Origin of the sequence: Spirosoma aerolatum (genome assembly GCF_002056795.1) — a bacterium.
In the GTDB taxonomy this organism is placed as follows: Bacteria; Bacteroidota; Bacteroidia; order Cytophagales; family Spirosomataceae; genus Spirosoma; species Spirosoma aerolatum.
On sequence record NZ_CP020104.1, the window covers coordinates 1,794,151 to 1,815,943 of the forward strand.

Below are 21,793 nucleotides of genomic sequence, written 5' to 3' on the forward strand. Positions count from 1 at the left end.
TCTGATGTTTCCATGAAACCAGTTGTTCAAATTTCTCTAGACCTGACCGATATTGACGAAGCGCTTGAAACAGCCGCAATGGCACTTCGCGCGGGGGTCGACTGGCTCGAAGCGGGCACACCCTTAATTCTGGCCGAAGGTCTACATGGCGTACGCAAACTACGTGAAGCTTTTCCGGACGTTCCCATTGTGGCCGACCTAAAAACAATGGACGGCGGCTACCTGGAGGCCGAAATGATGGCTAAAGCGGGTGCCACACATGTGGTGGTCATGGCGCGGGCCCATGCCGAAACCATCAAGTGTGTTGTACAGGCAGGACATGACTTCGGTGTAAAAGTCATGGGCGATAATATGGTTTGCCCCGATATGGTAGCGGGAGCCCGTTGGCTAGAAAATCTGGGCTGCGATTACATTATTCACCACATTGGCTACGACGAACGGCGGGGTATTGCCGCTCAGGGTTTACGTATGCCTAGTCCACTGGATCAGCTTCGGGAAGTTGTGCAGGCCGTTCGGGTGCCGGTTCAGGCGGTGGGTGGGCTTAGCCTCGAACAGGCTATTCGTTGCCCGGAATATGGTGCCCCGTTGGTTGTACTTGGTGCTCCATTGACGATTGATGCCGACGCTTTTAAGACGGCCGGTGGAAATCTGGAAGACTCACTTCGGCTAATCTGCAGAGCGATCCATGCCTATGGCGATGTGGCGGTTGGCCTTCCGATAGTATAAGCAAGAGACGATTGCCTATTCCTTACTCTTTATTCCATGAAATCTGCTGCGGTAATAAATTATGCTCCGGAGAAAGGCTCCGTTGAGATTCGTGAACTTGATCGCCCTACCATTGGCGAAGAGGATGTATTGCTTGAGGTGGCTAATGTGGGCGTTTGTGGCAGCGATTTACACCAGTGGACCGCCGACCATAGCTGGCCTGTTAATTACCCGGTTGTACTGGGGCATGAATTTGGCGGCCATATTGTTGAGTTGGGAAGTCGTGTATCGGGCTGGCGCGAAGGCGACCGGGTAGTCAGTGAAACGGCGGCTGTGATTGACCCAACTAACCCCATGACCCGCCGAGGGCTCTACAATCTGGACCCGACTCGTAAAGGATTTGGCTACGGTGTTAATGGTGCCATGACCCGCTATGTACGCGTTCCGGCCCGTTGTTTGCATCAGGTGCCCGATCAACTGGCGTTTGAGCAGGCTTGCCTAACCGAGCCCTGCTGTGTAGCGTTCAATGCGGTCGTCGAAAATACGCGCTTAAAACCTGGTGACCGGGTCGTCGTGCTTGGCCCCGGAACCATCGGTATTCTGTGTGCGGCTGTTGCCAAACTTTGCGGGGCCGATGTCGCCGTTGTGGGTCTGGAGGCAGATCGGCATCGGCTGTCAATTGCCGAACAATATGGCTGTACGGGTATTGTTGGCGATGCTTCCGAATGGGCCAAACAAGCGGATGGCCTTGGTGCCGATTGTGTAATTGATGCGGCTGGGGCCAGTGCTACACTGAAAATAGCCATGCAACTGGTGCGCCCCAATGGGTATATTACTAAAGTTGGCTGGGGGCCGCAGCCGCTAGGATTCTCACTCGATCCACTGGTGCAGAAAAACGTTACCCTTCAGGGAAGTTTTAGCCACAATTGGCCGATCTGGGAGCGTGTTATCGCTTTGCTGGCCAGTGGTCAACTGGATGTAAAACCCATTATAGGTGGGGTTTGGTCGATTACCGACTGGCACGAAGCCTTTGAAAAAATGCACCGGGGCGAGGTAGTAAAAAGTGTGCTTAAACCCGTATAGCATGCGATTACAGGACAAAGTGGTGATTGTAACCGGCAGTTGCACAGGAATTGGTAAAGCAATTGCCCGACGCTGTGTGGCCGAGGGGGCCAGGGTCGTTGTGCATGGCCTTGAGCGCGAGCTGGGCGAGGCTGTGGTGGCGGAGTTGGGATCAGACCGTGCCGTATTGCATATCGAAGAAATCACCGCTGAAAATGCCCCGCAGCATCTGGTCGATCTGGCACTGGCTTCCTTTGGGCGTCTGGATGCGATTGTCAACAATGCAGCGATGGTACCTTCATCGACTATTGAAACCACCGACCTGAATTTGTTTCGCCAGGTGCTCGATGTCAATACGTTGGCGCCCTTTGCGTTGATAAAAGCCGCTTTGACGCATTTGCAGGAACGGCGCGGCTGTGTGCTGAACATTGGCTCGGTAAATGCCTGGAGTGGCGAACCCTGTCTGATGGCCTACAGCATTTCGAAGGGCGCTTTGTTGACCATGACCCGCAATCTGGGCGATTCGCTTCATCGGGCCTATGGGATCCGGGTCAATCAGATCAATCCCGGTTGGATATTGACCGAGCGCGAAATCGAGCGAAAACGCGAACAGGGAATGCCCGACGATTGGTATACATCGTTGCCAGCCGAGCTTTCACCGGCAGGTCGGTTGTTGATGCCTACTGAGATGGCAGCGGCTGCCGTGTATTGGCTGGCCGATGAAAGCGGCCCCATTAGTGGCCAGGTGGTCGACCTGGAACAATTCCCGTTTATTGGACGAAACTTACCTAAAAATTAATGAGTGAAAGAGCGAAAGAGTGGCTGACGCATCAATTTCGCTCTTTCGCTCTTTCGCTCTTTCGCTCTTTCACTCTTTCACTCTTTCACTCTTTCACTCTTTCGCTCATTAAACCTATGCCTCAACTAGCCGCCTTTCCGAAGGCCTTTATGCAGCAGCTTTGCAAAGACGGAACCATGACGGTTTCGGAATGGATTGAGTTAGCCTCTCAACTAGATATTGATGGGTTAGAATGGTATGCCGGATTTCTGGAAATGGCCGACGAAGCCAATTGGCCACTGTTTCGCCAGCAGGTAGAAGCCAAAGGCAACGTTATTCCGATGATGTGCTGTTCGCCCGATTTTACGCATCCTGATCCGGCCTTCCGGGCGCAGCAGGTCGAGAAGCAAAAACGTTGGATTGATATGACGTATATACTGGGCGGTTCATACTGCCGGGTATTGTCGGGCCAGCGTAGACCAGAACTGTCGATTGACGAAGGGGTGTCGCTGGCTGCCGAATGTATTGAAGCCTGTTTGCCCTATGCGCAGGAGCGGGGCATTACGCTGATTCTCGAAAATCACTACAAAGACGACTTCTGGACCTACCCCGAATTTGCTCAGAAAATGGATGTGTTCTGTAAGCTTGTCGACCGGATTCACCATCCAAATTTTGGCGTCAACTATGATCCCAGCAATACCTATCTGGCTGGTGAAGACCCGCTCGAACTCCTGTACCGCGTGTCGGATCGGGTGGTGACCATGCACGCCAGTGACCGCTACCTGCTCGAAGGAACTATCGACGATCTGCGCCGGGAAGAAGGGGGAGCGGCTGGTTATGCCAAACGGCTCAGTCATGGAGAAATCGGCAAAGGGCTGAACGATTACGATGCCATTTTTACAGAACTGAAACGTGTAGGCTTCGATGGCTGGATCAGTATTGAAGATGGGGTCGATGGCATGGCACAGCTGGAACGGAGTGTGGCTTTCCTTCGCCGAAAAATAGCTGAGTACTGGCCAGCGTAACGCGGACATCTTGCCCGAATTACAAAAAAACGGCTTGCTGTAGGTACGATTACCCCATAAACCAGTATGTATACAGAGTCGATGACAAACTGGTCCCGCTCACTATTCCTAAACGCTTAACTTTACTATCAGATTATGGAAGAAACGAATACGGCATCCCCGGCAAACAGCCGTCGTGATTTCTTGAAAACATCATCGTTGGCGGCTACTTCCTTTTTTATTGTCCCCCGTCATGTCCTCGGTAAAGGCTTCGTGGCACCAAGCGACAAGCTCAATATTGCTGGCATTGGGGCAGGCGGAAAAGGTAAAAGCGATCTGGCTTCGTTTTCGGCGAGCCCCAACGTCAATATCGTCGCCCTCTGCGATGTCGATGATCGCCAGTCGGTCGAATCGCGGAAGCGTTTTCCTAAAGCTACCTACTACAAAGATTTCCGCGAAATGCTCTCAAAAGAGCATAAGCACATCGATGCCTGCTCAATTTCAACGCCCGACAATACCCACGCGGTAGCAACGCTGGCTGCTATGCAGTTGGGCAAGCACGTGTATACGCAAAAACCACTTACCCACGATATTTACGAAGCCCGGATTCTGGGTCAGGCTGCCAAAAAATATAAAGTAATAACCCAGATGGGTAATCAGGGTGGATCGGGTAATGGTGTTCGTCGGATGAAGGAGATCTACGATTCGGGAATCATTGGTGAGGTGCATAACGTGCTCTGTTGGACCAACCGCCCAGTATGGCCCCAGGCCATTCCAACCGACAAGACCTACGAGGTTCCGAAAGAATTGGACTTCGATCTGTGGCTTGGACCGGCCAAAAAAGTACCCTACAACGAAGCCTATCTGCCCTGGAACTGGCGCGGCTGGTGGCCTTATGGAACGGGCGCGCTGGGGGATATGGCCTGTCATATCATGGACCCTGTGTTCCGAATTCTGCCCATCGACTACCCCACTTCGGTTGAATGTAGCGTGGCTGGTACCTGGACATTTACGCTTCGCCCACAGGATGATAATCCAGACTGGACACCATTTTCAACCTCTATTCACCTCGATTACCCGCGTAAGGATAGCAAGGGAAACATTAAAGTGAGCTGGTATGACGGTGGTATTCTGCCCGAACTTCCCGAAGAACTGCTACCGGGCGAAAGCTTTGGCAATTCGGATGGTGGCGTACTGTTTATTGGCTCGAAAGGAAAACTAATGGCCGACTGTTATGGCGCAAATCCACGGCTGCTGCCCCTGAAAGATAATCAACTGCTTAGCATTCCTGAAACGATTCCACGGGTTCCGAACGAAGACCACTACCTGCAATGGGTAGATGCCTGCATTGCCGGGTATGGCAAAGGCGTAACCAGTTCGCCGTTCGAGTATGCGGCCCCGTTTACCGAAAGCATTCTGATCGGTAACCTGGCGCTTCGTAGCTGGATGCTCCGCGATAACCCATCGGCCAAACGGTCGTCTGAGCGATATAACGGACGCAAGAAGTTGTACTACGACGCCCCGAATATGAAAATTACGAACTACGATCTGGCTAACCAATTTGTGAAGCGCGATTACCGCGATGGCTGGACCCTAACCTTGTAATCGCAATGACGGCCATACAGCTTGAGATATCGGCCTTAGTCGGTATCTCAAGCTTTTTTTATGGACTTAGCGTGGATACTTTATGAGCAGGAATTAACTCGTTGTCTTGCTTGCCGTAAAACATTTGTTGTGTTAATTGCCAATTCGTTTTGGGTCGACGACTACGTAGCTGATAGACTTCCCATTCGCACGGCCGTCATGATGTGAATATGTCATGTGAAGTAAGCCATCTGGGGTTTGAATCAAACTTGGGTATGAGTAACCACCTTGTCCCGGTTTATGATCTTCAATGCGGGTTTTCCACGTCCAGGTTTTGCCTTCATCGTCGGATAAATATAGGCTGAGCCGATAGCGACCATCGTCAATATCATTTCCCAGAAAAGCCCAGCGACCGTCTTTTAATACAAGCAATTCGACACTAGCCGTGTTAGGAATATCGGTTTTGGTGGTAGCACTCCAGCTTTCGCCATTATCCTTCGATTCGCTGTAATGAACGCGGGTAGGTTCGTCGCCACTGTCGCGCATAAAAGCCACTAAGGTTCCATCTTTTTTCCTGGCCAGAGCGGGCTGAATTGGGCCCCGGCCTACGACTGGCAGGCTAGGCTGCCAACTGGTTCCGTCATCGTCGGAAATAGCCATGAGCGAAAAATTAAACCCATCGGAATAAAGTGGAAGTACAATGCGGCCATTGCCCAGTAGGAGTGGTTTGATGCGGGTCATCCACCCAATAGAGCGTTTGCCGGCGTCATGGCTAGCCTCAACAATCATGTTATCGTACTTGGGCGCATACCCACCCCAGCCTGCCGTATTTCTGGTGAGATCTTTAAATTTTTTCTCTACCTCCTGCGCAAAAGTCTCGCCAGGTTTGAGAAAGATATTATCCTGCCAGTTCCAGATTGGCGACCCGCTTTTCATATAATCCGTTGAGGTTCTATACCGAAGGATGGAATATTCCCACTGATTGGCTTCGACCGTAATCCAGACCAGAAATAACTTTCCCTGGCTATTCAGAAACAGCACAGGATTACAATCGGGCAAATGGGGTGTATCGGCCATTACGAAGGGTTCGCTCCATGTGGTTTCCCCTTTTCGCAAACGAGCGCCCATAATCTTCACATCATCGGCCGACCGTTCGCCACTGCCATAGAACCATACGGACAGAAAATCGCCGTTAGGCAGACTAACGATGCTGCTGCCGTGTACATGTTTATCCTGGGCAGGGAAGATGAGGGTTTGCCGAACAATGGCCGGGTTAGCCTCCTGGCCCAAACAGAATTGGTCAGTGACTAGAAAAAGAAAAAGAAGGTAAACTACTTTTTTCATGTATGATGGGGCAATGCCTTATAGCCTTCGGCAATGCGTCTAATTGGTATACTCATTGAGGAAAGTATTGGACTATTGAGGAGCGAAAGACGGCAGAAGTAAGTTATAGTATTGGTACTCGTAACAGTTGGTAAAAGGATCAGGGCTGAACTCGCTAGGATGCGGTCGCACAGCTACAGGCTCTCAAATAATCAGGAATGGCTTGATTTTCAGAGAAGTATAACCATCTTTGCATTGATCAGTTCAGACGATGCCCCAACCGAGTTATTGGCGTACAGTGAATGTTACTATAGCCGTAAACGAAAACACTCATCGTTGGGCTACCGAAGCCCCGAACAGTTTGAAAACGAGTATTATCTGAATTTGTCAAAAACCAAGCACTAAACTGTCCCGCTAAACCGGCCCACCCCAGCCTATTACGTTCTACTCATGTTACCTGTACCAGGTAGTTAAGGAATCCTCATCGTAAATTTTGGGTTAGTATTCATTATGAGCAGTGGCAATGTATTTCCTAAAGGGTTCACCCAAAATGCCCAACTGCCTATTCGGGTCGTTTCTCCGGATTTCGGTCATTTGGCTGCTAAAACCATAGTTGGCTATAACCTCACTCACCGCTTACCCTATTACTTCTTTCTATTTATGCGGGAGGGAGAGATCCACTATGTTATTGATGGAGAAACGGTCGTCCTTGGTAAACATGAGTTACTTTTCTCCTTGCCGAGCCAGCTACAGCATTTGCCGCTTTCTGTAGACGGAAACGACTACTTCAAACTAGGATTTGATGATGAATGCCTGTCTCGATTACCCAGACAATATCCGTTCCTGCTTAATCCGCTCAATCAGCAAAAAATAAGGTTTTCACCCACTGCCGCTAAAAGGATTCAAGCGGTTTTTGAACTACTCAAAGGTTTGTTAACCGTTTCAGATACGGATCCTCAACTTATCCTGGCTCATCTCAATTGCCTACTGACCGAAATCGATTCGGCTTATTTTACCGGTGAGAATAAACCCGTTGAAGACCGACTCACCAAATACCTCGGCTTCAAGGTTTTTGTCGAAAACAACTTAACCGATCATCCAACTATTAAGGATATTGCCCAAGAACTTGCGCTGAGTACCGATAGTTTATACCAACTTGTTAAGCACTACTCGGGCTACTCACCAAAAGAATTTATGACGAATCGCCTTATTCTGGAAGCCCGACGCCGGATATATTATGGCGAGCGCACTTCAGTTAAAGAGTTGGCGTTTGAACTTGGGTTCAATGATCCAGACTACTTTTCCCGCTTGTTTAAAAAAGTAACCGGGAAAACCGTCGCCAAGTTTATTCAGGATTTGTCCTGAACATGACGGTTTTCGTCCGGCTCTGTTTAGCTCCCTCTAGCAAACTTTGTTCCTCTCATTAATCAGGTAAAGTATGAACAGAGAAGTAGGAGAAATTCTGGTAACCGGTGTGACCGGTCTAGTTGGGGAGCGCTTGTTGAGACGTCTAGTAGATGCGGAAATAGATTGCCGGGCACTGGTGCGAGCCGGAAAGAGTGTGCCACTAGGTGTAACAGCTGTTGAAGGTGACTTATTCAATTCTGAATCGCTTACCGAGGCTGTACAGGGTGTGTCAACGGTCATTCATCTGGCAGCGGTGTTTCGCACGCAAGACACGGAGCTGATCTGGAAAAGCAATCTGGAAGGGACACGCAACCTGATCACTTCAGTAAAAGCCCATGCGCCCAACGCACGTTTCATTTTTGCGAGTACGACCAACGTCTACAACGCAACGAATCCGCATCCCGGTCGTGAGGATGACGAAGTTACTCCTCAACAAGCCTATCCCGCCAGCAAGGTTGCGGCTGAGAAAGAGTTACGCGACAGTGGATTGAATTGGGTCGTGCTGCGGTTCCCCTTTGTCTACGGTGATGGGGATGGGCATTTGGAAGCGCTACCAAAGTATGCAATTGCCGGTAATTGGCACCCTGCTATGCGGATGAGTACTATCCACCATCGGGATATAGCCACTGCGATGCATCTGGCCTTGGATGGTGTGATGGACGGTCGCATCGTCAATATTGGGGATGAAGCCCCAACATCAGTTTACGAATTAGCCCGCCTGGTCGGTGAATCCCTAGACTCCTCCTCCGAGCCGCTCGTTAATCCTTGGTACTTGCTTAGCGATAGTTCGCTGGCTCGTAGTCTGGGCTTCCAGGCAACAGTGAGGACAGTTTATCAGGCTTTACAAGAGAAAATAATGTGATTTATTGTTGAGGAACGGCTTTGAGAGAAAAAATAGCGCCAAATTAACTAACTGCTAACTCTGATTTTTTCTCTCAAAACGCTCCCGCTTGAGACGAAAGTGGCTTCAGTCGTCCTTGTGTGCAAATATAAATGTGGTTTGGGTGAAACAACCGGGTTGCCGGTGATCAGCCGATGCGGTGCGATTACTGGTGGCTGAGTTAGCCTGGAAACGTGCAATTGACTTTTTCAGCCCCAAATTAATATAACCCGTACTTAAGTATAGTGATTTAAGCAGGGCTACTGGCTTTGAAAAACAACAGCCCTGCTTAAATCACAATCCCTTTACTTGACGGGTAGAGACAGGGTACAGGTCTGCCCGCCAAAATTGAGGGCAAAACTGGCTGTGCCAGCTGCTGATGGTGTTCCAGTGATGTTATAGACTATCGTTCCATCACCTTTGGTCAGATTGCCTGATACCAAGGTTGCATTCAGGCCTGTCACACCGCTTGATGCGATGGCACTGCCCGCGACATACGATCCTCCATTGCCACCTATATAAGGCACCGTAGCGGTAGCGGTGTAAGCCGTACCACTAACGGCAGAAGCAGAAAAAGTGGCTGATCCGCAGGTAAGGCCAGAAACCGCTGGGGATACAGTAGTCGAACCGGGAGAAGTGACGGGTAGAGACAGGGTGCAGGTCTGTCCGCCAAAATTGAGGGCAAAATTAGCTGTACCCGTTCCCGATGGTGTTCCAGTGATATTATAGACTATTGTTCCATCACCATTGGCCAGCTTGCCTGGTACCAAGGTTGCATTCAGGCCTGTCACACCACTTGATGCGATGGCGCTGCCCGCGACATACGATCCTCCATTGCCACCTGTATAAGGCACTGTAGCGGTAGCGGTGTAAGAAGCACCACTAACGGCAGAAGCAGAAAAGGTGGCTGATCCGCAGGTAATACCAGAAATAGCTGGGGATACGGTAGTCGAACCGGGAGAAGTGACGGGTAGAGACAGGGTGCAGGCCTGCCCGCCAAAATTGAGGGCAAAATTGGCTGTGCCAGCTGCTGATGGTGTTCCAGTGATGTTATAGACTATACTCCCATCACCATTGGCCAGCTTGCCTGGTACCAAGGTTGCATTCAGGCCTGTCACACCGCTTGATGCGATGGCACTGCCCGCGACATACGATCCTCCATTGCCACCTGTATAAGGCACCGTAGCGGTAGCGGTGTAAGCCGTACCACTAACGGCAGAAGCAGAAAAGGTGGCTGATCCGCAGGTAAAGCCAGAAATAGCTGGGGATACAGTAGTCGAACCGGGAGAAGTGACGGGTAGAGACAGGGTGCAGGTCTGTCCGCCAAAATTGAGGGCAAAATTAGCTGTACCCGTTCCCGATGGTGTTCCAGTGATGTTATAGACTATACTCCCATCACCATTGGCCAGATTACCTGATATTAAGGTCGCATTCAGGCCTGTCACACCACTTGATGGGATGGCACTGCCAGTGGCATAGGAGGCTCCATTGCCACCCCTATAGGGCACTGTAGCGGTAGCGGTGTAAGAAGTACCACTAACGGCAGAAGCAGAAAAGGTGGCTGATCCGCAGGTAAAGCCAGAAATTGATGCCGAAGAGGGCGTTAAATCAGTTTCTGTTTTTTTGCACGAGATCACCGTCACGAGCCCTAACAGAAGGGCTATCAAAATTGATAAATACGAGGTTCTCATTTTACAATCCAGTAATATGATTAGTTATTAGTATGATGAGATAAACTTCATTTTGGTAAAAGTGTTAAATAACTTGTTGTCGCACGCAGGTACTTTTGGGACATGCGTGAGATGGTCTAACAAATCGGGACACTGCAAGTGCTTAACTTCGCAGAGTCGTGAAAGAACAAAAAAACACCAAATCGGCTTCCCGACGGAAGTATGACCAGGACCGCTCGGGCGGCCCCGTTCAAAAACGAAGCCTTACGGATGATCGCCAACGGGCGTAGTGTACTTCAGGTTGCTCAGGCACTAGGGGTTGGGAAAAATTTACTCTATCGTTGGCGCAGTCAACAGGAATCGGCCATGGGCTTAACAAAGGGGAAAGAAAAAACAGATAGCCCACTAGTCATCGAAAATGAGCGATTGCGCCATCAAGTTCGCCAACTTGAAGAGGAACGGCAGATTTTAAAAAAAGCCTTAGCCATTTTCAGCCGTCAGACTTGAGACTAATTTATCAGTTTATTAGTCAGCAGGTTAATGAGCATTCTGTTCATGTATCATAATGGGGGTTAGTCGGAGTGGATTTTATCGGTATCAGGCGGGTGAAACCTATCAACCCACTGTGGAAAAGAAAAAGCTGGCCCAATCAGTTGAAGAAAGCTTTCTTGCTCATTTTCGTCGCTACGGAAGCCGTCGATTAGTCGAAGAGCTTCGCGATCAAGGTCATCAAGTAAGCCCTTATCAGGTACAGCAACTCATGCGTCAACAGGGGTTACGAGCTATTCAGCCCCGTAGTTTTGTGCCGCGTGCCACCGATAGCCGCCACCAGGGGCCATTTAGCCCTAATTGGCTGCTGGTGGCTCCGTTGCCAACGGCTCCTGGATTAGTATTGGCAGGGGATATTACATACATTGCTTTAGGGGGTGGCGAATGGGCCTACCTGGCGGCCTGGATGGATCTGTTTAGCCGACGCATTAAAGGCTGGCAGGTAGAAAAACATATGGAAGCGTCCTTAGTCCACAAGGCACTCAAACAGGCATTGTTGGCTTATTCAATTGAGGAACAAGCGATTGTTCATCGCTCCGGCGACCCGGTCTGACCGTGGCGGTCAATACATTGACAAAGACTTTCGCTTAACGCTGAGAGACCACAAGTTACGCCAGAGTATGACCGGGCTGGCGTACCAGCCGTCCTGATGATCCCTATGACAACGCCTTTATGCCGGGCGGCCGGTGCCGAGTCTTGTTGGTCGAGATTGAAGGCTGAGTTGATTCAGGATGGTATTTTTCAGAATCTTGGGGACGCCCGTACCGAGTTATTTGAGTACATTGAATGCTACTATAATCGGAAACGGAAGCACTCATCATTTGGCTACAAAAGCCATGAACAGTTTGAAAATGAGTATTATCTAAATTTGTCAAAAACTAAGTACTAAACTGTCCCGATAAATCGAACCACCCCAGTCATGTAGGTGATAGATGGAGAGTTTCAGAAAATGCTCATAAGTGAGACGAAAGGAAGCTTCTGTATTTGCTACTTTATTGGGGCGATTAAAGAGACGATAATTTAGCCGATGCTATAGACAAGGTGTTAGGTGATCTTATGTCACACAGGGCTGACTAATATGACTTTCTGTTTTTAATTCGGGTGAAAGTTTTGCTTAAATTCAATTGGGGTTAAGCTCGTTTTCTTTTTGAAGAGTTTATTAAACGACTGGGGATAGTCAAATCCCAACCGATAAGCTATTTCGCTGACGGTCATATCCGTTCCCGACAAATAGTCCTTTGCTTTTTCAACCATTTTCTGGTGAATGTATTGTTGCGCATTCTGTCCGATAAGCGTGCGGAGCATGTCACTCAGATAGCGGGGAGATACATGAACCTGAGCAGCAAGGTTTTCGACTGTCAGCAAGCCAGTTTGTAACCCCTGTTCAGCCAGGAAATAGTCGTCCAGTTGCTTTTCTAGTTTGGTCAATAGTTCGTGGTTGACCGTTTTACGGGTAATGAACTGCCGTTTATAAAACCGATTACTGTAATTGAGTAAGGCCTCAAGTAGCGAGATAAGGATATCCTGACTGAAATCGTCCAGGCTGCGTTTCAGTTCTTCCTCTATGTTCCCTAAAATCGTCAATATCGTTTTCTGTTCTGGCTCCGAGAGATGCAGGGCTTCATTACTTTCGTACGAAAAGAAACCGTACTGCCTGATGCGCCGACCTAGCGGATGGTTTCTGATGTAATCGGGGTGAAAAAGCAGTGAAATACCAAAATAGTTGGCATCCCCTTCGGTCGAAATCAATTGGCCAGGTGCTGTAAAGACCATGGTGCCATCGTCAAAATCGTAGTAATTCTGTCCATAGCCTGTTCGTCCTTTTAGCCGTTTCTTGTACGAAATTGTATAGAAATCGAAGAGAAATGTCTGAGGTAATAGGCCTTTATTGACGAGGGTCTGCGTATTATCAAACAGACTTACCAAGGGATGGGAAGGCCTTGGTAAGTCCAGTAACTGATGCAAGTCAACGGGTGTACGAATGGTAGTGGGGCGATTCAACTTGTTTTTCATCTACCTACATTCCAGTTTTATTTCCCTAAAAACGCTGTTTCCATAAAATGCCTGAATCCTTCATCCCCTAGCTGCAAGCGTTGGCCGTAGATCGCTTTGGCGTCTTCTCCGGCCAAGTAACGCAATTGGTCTTTCCCATCCGTGGCGGCTTCGTAGACTATCTCAGCTATCGTTTCGGCCGGGCTGAAGGTGACCTGGTCAACGTTTGAAAAAAAGCGGTTAAACAGCTCATTGTAAGCAGGATGATACGCCTTATCGTAAGACCGACTGATAAAATCCGTTTGAATGGCTCCCGGCTCGATGATTTTAATGCCGATATTGACGCTTTTCAGCTCATAAGCCATACTTTCACTCCAGCCTTCCAATCCCCATTTGGTGGCATGGTATAACGAAGAAAAGGGAAAACCAACCAATCCGCCCAGTGAGGTGGTTGTAATGAAAAGCCCGCTGCCTTTTTCCCGGAAGTAAGGAATAAACGCCTTCGTGACTCGGATCACCCCTATCAGATTCGTATTGATCTGACGGATCAACTGCTCGTCCGTGGTGGCTTCCAGCGGTCCTGATAGGCCATAGCCGGCATTGTTGAAAACGACATCTACAGGCCCCCTGGAAATAGCCTGGTTAACCGCCTGACTAATCTGGATGGTATTTGTTACATCCAGCGGTAAAAGAGTTAAGTTGTCCAGTCTACTCAGATCATTTGCCAGCTCGGGCGTACGCATCGTGGCGATTACCTGCCATCCTTTCTTTTGGAATAAAATTGCTGTGGCCTTCCCTAAACCCGAGGACGCGCCGGTGATAAAAATTGTCTTGCTCATTTGACGATTGTTTAGGGAGCAAAATTGGCCGGAAGGATTCAGCACGATGTGGCCATATTGAGTTTGGTTGTATCCAAAATGACAAAACACGGCTTACGTTGTCGGCTATGGATACTGTTTGTATAGGGAGGTGATCCTCCATCTACTATGCGTTTTCAGCATGGCTCTTCGTCCACCCCCAGGCGGTTCCTTTCCGCAGCATGGAAATTTGGTATTCATCCAGTTTGGTGATTTCCACTTCTGAAGTAATGAGCACTTTCCCAGTAAACGTCTTCATAACGATGTATCTTATGGCTAAACATAGCGATTTGTAGTTTATCCCAATGCTAAATTTATCCTGAATGCCACCAATAGGGGTTCTGTAATGGAACAGCTATTTGTTTATCTCATAATACCCTCCAATTCGAGACGAATACCCGTTTGTGTACTTGCTCTTTGAAGTGGACAAGTGCATCAACGGATATTTTTTTGTTCACCTCAATCAGTAGCATAGGACCACCCCAATGAGGGAGCTTAACAGTCTTGAAAGCCAATCTACTCTATTAGCTAAGGCTGCGTAGCATCAGTTCATACACGTAGGGTGCCATTAAGGAGGACTATAGATGGTTTGTAGCATTGTATCTGGTACGAAGGGCCCTAAAGGTCAGGCCTACATGCTGCTCAAGCACAAAGTGGCTGAGATAGGTTAAATTTTACAGCCAGAATAGAAGGGCCGACACTAATATCGAGAAGTCATTGTCGCTGACTAGCTGACCGCATAGGCCATAGGCTAAAAAAATATCGACTAACGGACTAGTTGATCAGATATTGATTAGTTTATTCGTGCTTTTAAGCGAAGAACGTTAAATCAGATTTACGTTGCGGAATAAGCGATCAAAACGGATCAGCTGGGTGCGCTGGGGGCTGTTTATGCTAACCCATAGCTGTTTTTCCTTGCTGTATGCGCAATCGAGGAAACTGCCTGTCCCTGACGTATTGACTGAGCAGCAGGGGCTGCCCCAAGCCTTTGTTCCGGCCATCGTACAGGATCAACGGGGATTTATCTGGCTGGCGACACTAGATGGTTTATGTCGCTTTGATGGCCAGCAGATCAACGTATGGCAACCCACTACCCAGGGGCGCCCGTCATTATCGAATGCCGGCGTGATCAGCATTAAACCCGCTCAGCAGGGGCAACTCTGGGTGGCAGGGCAACGTAGTATTGATTTAGTTGATCCCGTCCGGCAGACCTTTGCCCATTTTTCGAAGCAACCATTTTATCGTCCCTTTGCGGAGTATCGAATTAATGATATCTATCCCGATCATCAGCATCGGCTTTGGCTATTATTTACCAATCAGGGGATAGCCTCGATTGATTTACAAACGCACCGGGTTATTTCGTATCGCTCAGAGGGCCGTAGTCCGTCAACGCTAGCCAGCAACCAGGTCCGCTCGATTCTTGACGATCGACGGGGGACGGTCTGGCTAGCCACTGCCAGGGGGCTTCAGCGGTTGGATGCCCATACAAACCGCTTTACGCGCTATGCCCAGCGTGGTCATTCCGGCGTCCTGGCTGAAGACGATTTATATGGTCTTCACCAACGCGTGAATGGCCACCTTCTGATCGTCTCCAGAAAGTACGTTATGGTTTTAAACCCGCAAACGGGTCAACTGCGTACGTTTCCATTACCCCAGTGGGTTGCTCTGCAGGATGTGGTTCGAATCGCTACCGATAGTCAGGGAAACGATTACATCGCCTACCATGATCAGGTGCTCCGATTCAATGAGCAGGCCGGGATTCAGCCACTGGTCTTCCAACCGGAATCCTGGCGGAGCCAAAGTCTGCTGATTGACCGATCCGATGTGCTTTGGATCGGAACCACGGGTGCGGGAGTCCGTATCTATAACCTCCAATCGACCCGGTTTGATACCTATCCGTATACCACCAATTTTTACCTGGATTTGCTGGCCCATGAGTTCAAGGTGCCCAGGCAACAGCTCCGGTCGTTGCCCACCACAGCCTCCGCTTATGACTTCCGCTACACCCTTGATCGGCACCAGAAGTTATGGTTCACCCTGGGCACTCCTTTCTTGTATCAACTGGATCTACTGACCAGGCGGCTAACCACTAGCCCCCTTCCAGCTCCCTTGCGACCCATCGACCAGCGTTATCCGATTGCGCTGGCCACTGACCCGCAAGGACAGGTATGGGCCATACGCGATTCGGTCGCCATGTGGCAGGATGCCGTCACGAAACGCTGGCAATTGTTCTCGCACCCCGTAAGGCCCATGGTTTCGCGGCTCAACGATAAAACGACCATCTTTCAGGCGGTGATCGATGACCAGGCGCTTTGGCTGTCGACGGGATCGCAGGGGCTTTACCGGGTGGACCGCCTGACCGGCCGCATCCGTCAGTTTAGGCATCAACCCCGTGATACTACCTCGCTGAGTACCAATACGCTGTTCTATTTATCGGGTGATCCCGCTGATCCCTCGACGCTCTGGATTGGTACCTTTGGCGGAGGGGTGTGCCGGTTCGACAAACGGACAGGTCGCTGCCAACGAATTACCCAACTAAACGGGCTACCCAACAATGTTATTTACGCAACCATTCCCGATCGGAGCGGCAGCTTATGGATCGCCACTAATCAGGGAGTATGCCGGATGGATCGACGCGCCAGCAAAAACAGATCGATGCAAACCTATAACCAGCGGGATGGCCTACTGGCTAACGAGTTCAATCGCTTTCATGTTGTCCACTTGCCGACTGACCGAATCATACTAGGAGGGCTGGAGGGCATCACCGCCTTTGATCCGGCCCAACTCCGCAAGGATACCTATCAACCCGCTGTTGAGCTGATCGATATACAGATCAACAACCGACCGCTTAGCGCTGCCGGGCGGGACTCACTGCCTGTACAGTTACTGGATACGCTTGACCTGGATTATAGGCAGAATTTTCTGTCGGTAGCATTTGCGGCCCTGCAGTTTAATAACCCGGCTAAACTTCGTTACCGCTACCAACTTGAGGGGATTGATAACCAATGGGTTGTAGCCAGCCAGCCGCGGGCGGTTTACACCAATCTGAGTCCTGGAACGTATACGCTGCGACTCAATACGTCGAACACATCTGGAATCTGGAGCCCGCACGTCAGGTTACTAACGGTGGTGATTCACCCACCCTGGTGGAAAACCTGGTGGGCATACCTGCTCTACGTAGCCACCAGCTTAGCCGTAGCCGGAACACTGGTTCGGTCGTACTGGCAGCAACAGCAGGCCCAGCAACTGAAAGCTGTTAACGAGCTGAAAACCCGGTTCTTTTCGAACATCACCCACGAGTTTCGCACACCGCTCACCTTAATTCTGGCACCGGCCCAGCAGTTAGCACGGAACTTGCAGGACCCCGATGATCGTCGTCGGCTGGCGATCATCGATCGTAACGCGCATCAATTACTGCAACTGGTCAATCAGTTGCTGGACTTATCGAAGCTGGACGCCGGGGCCATGCCGGTCGACGAATCGCGAGGGGATCTGGTCCAGTTTATCCGGGAGATTTATCAGTCCTTTACCGCCGAGGCTGAAACCAAAAACATCCGATTCGTGTATAAACCGGCTGAGCTAACCACCGACTACTACTTTGACGCGCCCAAGCTGGAACGCATGCTGTATAATCTGATCGCGAATGCCCTCAAGTTTACCCCCGCCGGGGGGCACATTACCATTGAGCTCACGCCAGCGGTAACCATCACCGTTTCCGATACAGGTGTCGGCATTCCAGCCGATCAGCTCCCGCATATTTTTGATCGCTTTTATCAGGTTGATAAGGCCAGTATTGGCCAACCGGCCGGCACCGGCCTGGGCCTGACCCTGGTCAAGGAACTGGTTGAGCGGCAAAACGGGACGATTAGGATCCGCAGTGAAGTGGGCCGGGGCACCACCGTCTCCCTAGCCTTACCCTATCGGCCAGCTCCCGCTTCGCCATCGGTTCCCGTCGTTGCGCCTGCCCGGCTTTCCCCAGAGGTAGCGGATCGGTCTACCGAATCACCCGTAGTTCTTTTGGTGGAAGATAATGACGAGCTGGCCGGTTTTATCACCGAAAGCTTACCGACTTCCTACCAGATTTGCCGAGCTAGCCAGGGAGCGGATGGCCTTGAGCAGGCCATTCGACTCATGCCGGATCTGATCATCAGCGATGTACTGATGCCCATTATGGATGGGTACACCTTCAGCCAAACTATCAAGGCCGATCCACGAACCAGTCATATTCCCCTCATTCTGTTGACCGCCAAGTCATCTCACGACAGCCGCCTGACCGGCTTACGGGCGGGGGCTGACGAGTACCTCACCAAACCCTTCCAGATCCAGGAATTACAACTGCGGGTGCAAAACCAACTGGCCCAGCGGCATCGGTTACGGGAGTGGATCCGGGCGTCGCTGACCCAACTACCAACTGCCAACCAGGCACCATCCGCAGCCACAGCCAATCCGTTTCTAACTTCGCTGTATGCCGTACTGGAAGACCACCTGGACGATGCCTCGTTTGGGGCCGACGAGCTGATTGCCGCTTCCCACCTAAGCCGCATGAGCCTGCATCGTAAACTAAAAGCCTTAACCAGTATGCCAGTGGGAGAGTTTATTCGTGCCTACCGGCTTCGGCGAGCAACTGATTTTCTGAGCCAAGGCTACACCAGCTCAGAAACCGCCTACCGCGTCGGCTTTGATAGCCCCGCTTATTTTTCCAAATGCTTCCGGGAAGCTTACCAGCTTACCCCAACTGAGTTTGCCGCACAGATTAATCCGGCGAATCGGCAGCAGATGGAGTGAGCAAGATTACAGAAGTCGGGGCCCCCAATAGAAATTGCATAGAAAATTGCTCAATAACGGCCTTTACTGGCCCCGTTGGGAGAATTCTTATAGCCATTGGGAGGATTCTTATAGCCTTTCCGAGCGACTCAGTCCACCTTTGACGGCCAATCTAACGGCTTAGGTAGTCAATCAATACGCGCTTGTTATGCACCGTTTTCTTCGTTCGCCTTCACGTTCGTCATCACCAGCAATTCTGCTGCTGTTAATGACCTGGCTTTATACCAGTCCCGCTCAAGCTAGCATCTGGTTCGTCAAAGTGGATAGTTCCGCTAGCAATACCGGCACCACCTGGGCCAATGCGACGTCCTTCCACAAAGCCTTACGGCTTGCTCAGGCGGGCGATCAGGTCTGGCTAGCTGCAGGCCTCTACTTCAATTATCCCTGGTCTGTCTTTAATGCCGATCCCACGGAAGCCCAGTTCCAGTTTTATGTCAGTCGGTCTTATCGGATTCCCAGTGGCGTGAAAGTCTATGGCCATTTTGCCGGTGATGAGGCCACGCTTGACCAGCGGCATGGCGCGGAGACGCATCTGTACTGCATGCCGTTTGTGTATCATGCCGTTGTCTTCAAGAATGTAGCGGAAGGGACGCTGCTGGATGGGGTACGCATCGAGGCCAGTACAGCCCCCATCGATGGAGATGATGGCCTAGTTACCAACGGCAGTACCTCGCTTCGAACTACCCATGTAGGCCGAGAGATTATTAATTATGCCTCCGATGGCATCTCCAGGCCAACAGTAACGAACTGCAAGCTGGACCAAGCGGTTTGCGGAGGAGCAGGGGCGATTATCGGTAACATTGCCGATGGGGGAAGTGGCCTGGCGGCCCTGCGTGTCATCGGCTGTATGTTCGTCAATTTGACGGGGACGAAAATGGTTAATTCAGCCGTCATGAATCGGAGCTATGACGGCGCCAAAGCCGATCTGCTGCTGTATAATACCACCTGGAGCCGGGTGGATATAATCCCTAACTATGCCCCTTATGACAACGGCCTCTCCACCGTAACCGATATGCTCTCGGCCCTGATTGTCAACGTGGAGTCCGGTAATCCTTGCCGGATTATCAATTGCCGTTTTGAGGATGTAGGCATTTATCCCGGTAGTCCTGCCATTCCGCTATCGGCGTTTTATCTGATCGCCAATTTGAGGGGAGCGACGAGTGATATGGTCAACTGCCAGGTCACCAGTACGCATGCCAGTCACTGGCATACCGACATTGGGCTTCCAGCGGGCTTTACCCCTGGTGTTACGCTGTCGCACTGTATCATGAATGGGGTGTCTAACCTGGCTACCCTGAACTTGACCACCATCCAGGAGTCAGGGCATTATATCCACCGCTACGGGGATGTGCTTTATGGGTGTCCCAGCGATCCGGTCCGCCATTTGGTCAACCTGGCCGATGGTAGCCCGACGGTGGCCGCCTGCAATACGCTGCTCACCGATCAGGGTGACAACACGCTCCTGGAGCGCTGGTCCGATCTGGTCGACATTCCCGGCCTGGCCGATCGGGTCAAGAAGGGCCGTATCGACATCGGCCCGGATGAAACCAATCCCAACGTGTACCTGCAAACCACCACTGGCATTTCTTCCTTAACCGTAGGCCGCAACACGGCTACTGTGATGCTGCTGGGTAAATACTGCGACGGTACGGTCAACTGGAGCGGCTCCAGTGGGGTCAGTGGCACGGGTAGCAGTATTCCCGTTTCCACCAGCCTGACCGGCTCATTTGTCTACCAGGCTACCTGCACCACCAACAATTGCATCAGTGCCCCTTCTTCGGTTACGGTCGCTGTCATTGCCTTACCGGATCTGTCCCCGACCTTGTCCTTACCGCAGGCCAACTTTTCGGCCAGTGGCCCCGAAGCGAGTCGGCAGTTTGTAGTCAATGTGTTTGAGGTAGGGGGAAAAACGACGAGTATGGGCAGTGTGACGCTAACCCTGTCGGCTCCGACTGGCTATAGCCTTACCTTCAACTCCTCGCTGACTAGTATCAATGTATCGGGCGGAACAGCGAATCCGGTCGCGGTGGACAATGGAAAGTGGACGGTGTGGAGCAATGTAGCGGGTCAGCAACTGCGCCTGGTGCTTAACCCGGGCCAGTCAATCGATGCCAATGGCCAATCGGTACTTGGCTTTACACTGAGCCGGACGACGGCTAATTCGGGCAGTGTCTCCAACATGACGGTGAATGTAGCCGACGATCCTGGTGGGAGTTATGATGGCAATCCGGCCAACAATGTCTATGCCCGGATACTGAATGGCTTGTAAGTGTGTGTATTTCGGAGATAGTGACCAGGCGATTCCGTAGCAAATTGACCACCTAGTTGACTCGCAAACGACCCGCGAAAAGAGGCTGTAGAAGCGGTGGTAAAACTACGGTTATTTTCCCTTTATTGATAACTGATTTCTACTTGCGGTTTCCGTTTCCGGCGCATGGATTCGCCGGTCAACTCCAGCCGATGTGCATCATGTACCAGCCGATCCAGGATAGCATCGGCAATGGTTTTTTCCCCAATCACTTCATGCCATTTGCTGACCGGTAGTTGAGAGGTGATAATGGTCGAACTCTTGCCATGCCGATCTTCGATGATTTCCATTAACGCAGCCCGACTCTGGGCATCAAACGGCTGAAGCCCGAAGTCGTCCAGTATCAGTAGTTGTTGACGCTCGATTCGAGTTAACTCTTTCAAATACGATCCATCGGCTTTGGCCATTTTTAGCCGAGCAAATAGTTTAGGCGTACTGGCATACAGGACCCGATAACCCAGAATGCAGGCTTGATGACCTAACGCCGATGCGATATAGCTTTTGCCAATGCCGGTACTACCCGTAACCAGCAACGTTTCATTGCGTTTGATGAAGTTGCAGTCGGCTAACCGTAACAATTGATTGCGGTCCAGATTCCGTTCCGTTTGGTAAGAGAGTTCCTCAATAGAGGCTTTATAGCGGAAACGGGCATTGACAATCTGGCGTTCGATCCGCCGATTCTGTCGATCATCCCATTCAGCTTCAATCAGATAGGCGATCATCTCATCAATCGTATACCCGATGGGCTGGCCACTTTCCAGACTAGTTTTGAAGGCCTGGAACATGCCAAACATCTTCATTTTACGCATTTTCTCTAAGCTATTGTTGTTCATTGGTGCATTGATTTAGG

The 21,793-nt window shown here is 50.6% G+C and carries 18 protein-coding genes; 12 read left to right on the plus strand and 6 right to left on the minus strand.

Features of this window, described 5'->3' with window-relative positions; genetic code table 11:
• Window positions 1–12: 12 nt before the first annotated feature.
• The 5 genes from B5M13_RS07185 to B5M13_RS07205 all read left to right on the plus strand — a co-directional run bounded on the left by B5M13_RS07185 (window position 13) and on the right by B5M13_RS07205 (window position 5,154).
• Entirely contained in the window at window positions 13–726 is a 714-nt protein-coding gene (locus B5M13_RS07185; protein WP_080055034.1) for an orotidine 5'-phosphate decarboxylase / HUMPS family protein, read from the plus strand.
• 36 nt (window positions 727–762) lie between these two features.
• Window positions 763–1,788 carry a zinc-binding dehydrogenase gene (locus tag B5M13_RS07190; RefSeq protein WP_080055035.1) on the plus strand — a complete coding sequence of 342 codons (1,026 nt, stop codon included), beginning with the start codon at window positions 763–765 and terminating at the stop codon, window positions 1,786–1,788.
• A gap of 1 nt (window position 1,789) precedes the next feature.
• Entirely contained in the window at window positions 1,790–2,566 is a 777-nt protein-coding gene (locus tag B5M13_RS07195) for an SDR family NAD(P)-dependent oxidoreductase (protein ID WP_080055036.1), read from the plus strand.
• 116 nt (window positions 2,567–2,682) lie between these two features.
• Complete coding sequence (locus tag B5M13_RS07200; protein ID WP_080055037.1) at window positions 2,683–3,570, plus strand: sugar phosphate isomerase/epimerase family protein; 888 nt, start codon at window positions 2,683–2,685, stop codon at window positions 3,568–3,570.
• Between the two features lie 135 nt (window positions 3,571–3,705).
• Window positions 3,706–5,154, plus strand: a complete 1,449-nt coding sequence (locus B5M13_RS07205) for a Gfo/Idh/MocA family protein (protein ID WP_080055038.1) — start codon at window positions 3,706–3,708, stop codon at window positions 5,152–5,154.
• A gap of 132 nt (window positions 5,155–5,286) precedes the next feature.
• Here B5M13_RS07205 and B5M13_RS07210 read toward each other — a convergent pair whose 3' ends face one another.
• A complete protein-coding gene (locus B5M13_RS07210) occupies window positions 5,287–6,477 on the minus strand; it encodes a sialidase family protein (RefSeq protein WP_080055039.1) in 1,191 nt (396 codons plus the stop codon).
• 489 nt (window positions 6,478–6,966) lie between these two features.
• On the opposite strand from B5M13_RS07210, the gene B5M13_RS07220 reads away from it, so the two are divergent.
• The gene (locus B5M13_RS07220; RefSeq protein WP_080055041.1) at window positions 6,967–7,821 is read left to right on the plus strand and encodes an AraC family transcriptional regulator; all 855 of its coding nucleotides are present in this window, start codon (window positions 6,967–6,969) and stop codon (window positions 7,819–7,821) included.
• 136 nt (window positions 7,822–7,957) lie between these two features.
• Window positions 7,958–8,725 carry an NAD-dependent epimerase/dehydratase family protein gene (locus tag B5M13_RS07225; protein WP_245859828.1) on the plus strand — a complete coding sequence of 256 codons (768 nt, stop codon included), beginning with the start codon at window positions 7,958–7,960 and terminating at the stop codon, window positions 8,723–8,725.
• Window positions 8,726–9,048: 323 nt separating this feature from the next.
• Here the strand turns inward: B5M13_RS07225 and B5M13_RS07230 are convergent, their stop codons facing one another.
• A complete protein-coding gene (locus B5M13_RS07230) occupies window positions 9,049–10,410 on the minus strand; it encodes a beta strand repeat-containing protein (protein WP_155297206.1) in 1,362 nt (453 codons plus the stop codon).
• 225 nt (window positions 10,411–10,635) lie between these two features.
• Here B5M13_RS07230 and B5M13_RS07235 point away from each other — a divergent pair, with 225 nt between their 5' ends.
• From B5M13_RS07235 to B5M13_RS34625, 3 genes are all read left to right on the plus strand, one after another.
• The gene (locus B5M13_RS07235) at window positions 10,636–10,920 is read left to right on the plus strand and encodes a transposase (RefSeq protein WP_080055044.1); all 285 of its coding nucleotides are present in this window, start codon (window positions 10,636–10,638) and stop codon (window positions 10,918–10,920) included.
• A 58-nt stretch (window positions 10,921–10,978) separates the two neighbouring features.
• The gene (locus tag B5M13_RS33350; RefSeq protein WP_155297207.1) at window positions 10,979–11,515 is read left to right on the plus strand and encodes an IS3 family transposase; all 537 of its coding nucleotides are present in this window, start codon (window positions 10,979–10,981) and stop codon (window positions 11,513–11,515) included.
• 105 nt (window positions 11,516–11,620) lie between these two features.
• Entirely contained in the window at window positions 11,621–11,851 is a 231-nt protein-coding gene (locus B5M13_RS34625; protein ID WP_170061096.1) for an IS3 family transposase, read from the plus strand.
• Window positions 11,852–12,054: 203 nt separating this feature from the next.
• On the opposite strand, the gene B5M13_RS07245 is transcribed toward B5M13_RS34625, so the two are convergent.
• The 3 genes from B5M13_RS07245 to B5M13_RS34395 form a co-directional block, all read right to left on the minus strand.
• Window positions 12,055–12,975 carry a helix-turn-helix domain-containing protein gene (locus tag B5M13_RS07245; RefSeq protein ID WP_080055045.1) on the minus strand — a complete coding sequence of 307 codons (921 nt, stop codon included), beginning with the start codon at window positions 12,973–12,975 and terminating at the stop codon, window positions 12,055–12,057.
• A 17-nt stretch (window positions 12,976–12,992) separates the two neighbouring features.
• Entirely contained in the window at window positions 12,993–13,793 is an 801-nt protein-coding gene (locus B5M13_RS07250; RefSeq protein WP_080055046.1) for an SDR family oxidoreductase, read from the minus strand.
• 145 nt (window positions 13,794–13,938) lie between these two features.
• The gene (locus B5M13_RS34395) at window positions 13,939–14,070 is read right to left on the minus strand and encodes a hypothetical protein (protein ID WP_262508071.1); all 132 of its coding nucleotides are present in this window, start codon (window positions 14,068–14,070) and stop codon (window positions 13,939–13,941) included.
• 581 nt (window positions 14,071–14,651) lie between these two features.
• Between B5M13_RS34395 and B5M13_RS07255 the strand changes: the two genes are divergently transcribed.
• Window positions 14,652–18,596 carry a hybrid sensor histidine kinase/response regulator transcription factor gene (locus B5M13_RS07255; RefSeq protein WP_080055047.1) on the plus strand — a complete coding sequence of 1,315 codons (3,945 nt, stop codon included), beginning with the start codon at window positions 14,652–14,654 and terminating at the stop codon, window positions 18,594–18,596.
• Window positions 18,597–18,783: 187 nt separating this feature from the next.
• Window positions 18,784–20,904 carry a hypothetical protein gene (locus B5M13_RS07260; RefSeq protein ID WP_080055048.1) on the plus strand — a complete coding sequence of 707 codons (2,121 nt, stop codon included), beginning with the start codon at window positions 18,784–18,786 and terminating at the stop codon, window positions 20,902–20,904.
• 122 nt (window positions 20,905–21,026) lie between these two features.
• On the opposite strand, the gene istB is transcribed toward B5M13_RS07260, so the two are convergent.
• Entirely contained in the window at window positions 21,027–21,776 is a 750-nt protein-coding gene (gene istB, locus B5M13_RS07265; RefSeq protein ID WP_080055049.1) for an IS21-like element helper ATPase IstB, read from the minus strand.
• Between the last annotated feature and the right edge of the window lie 17 nt (window positions 21,777–21,793).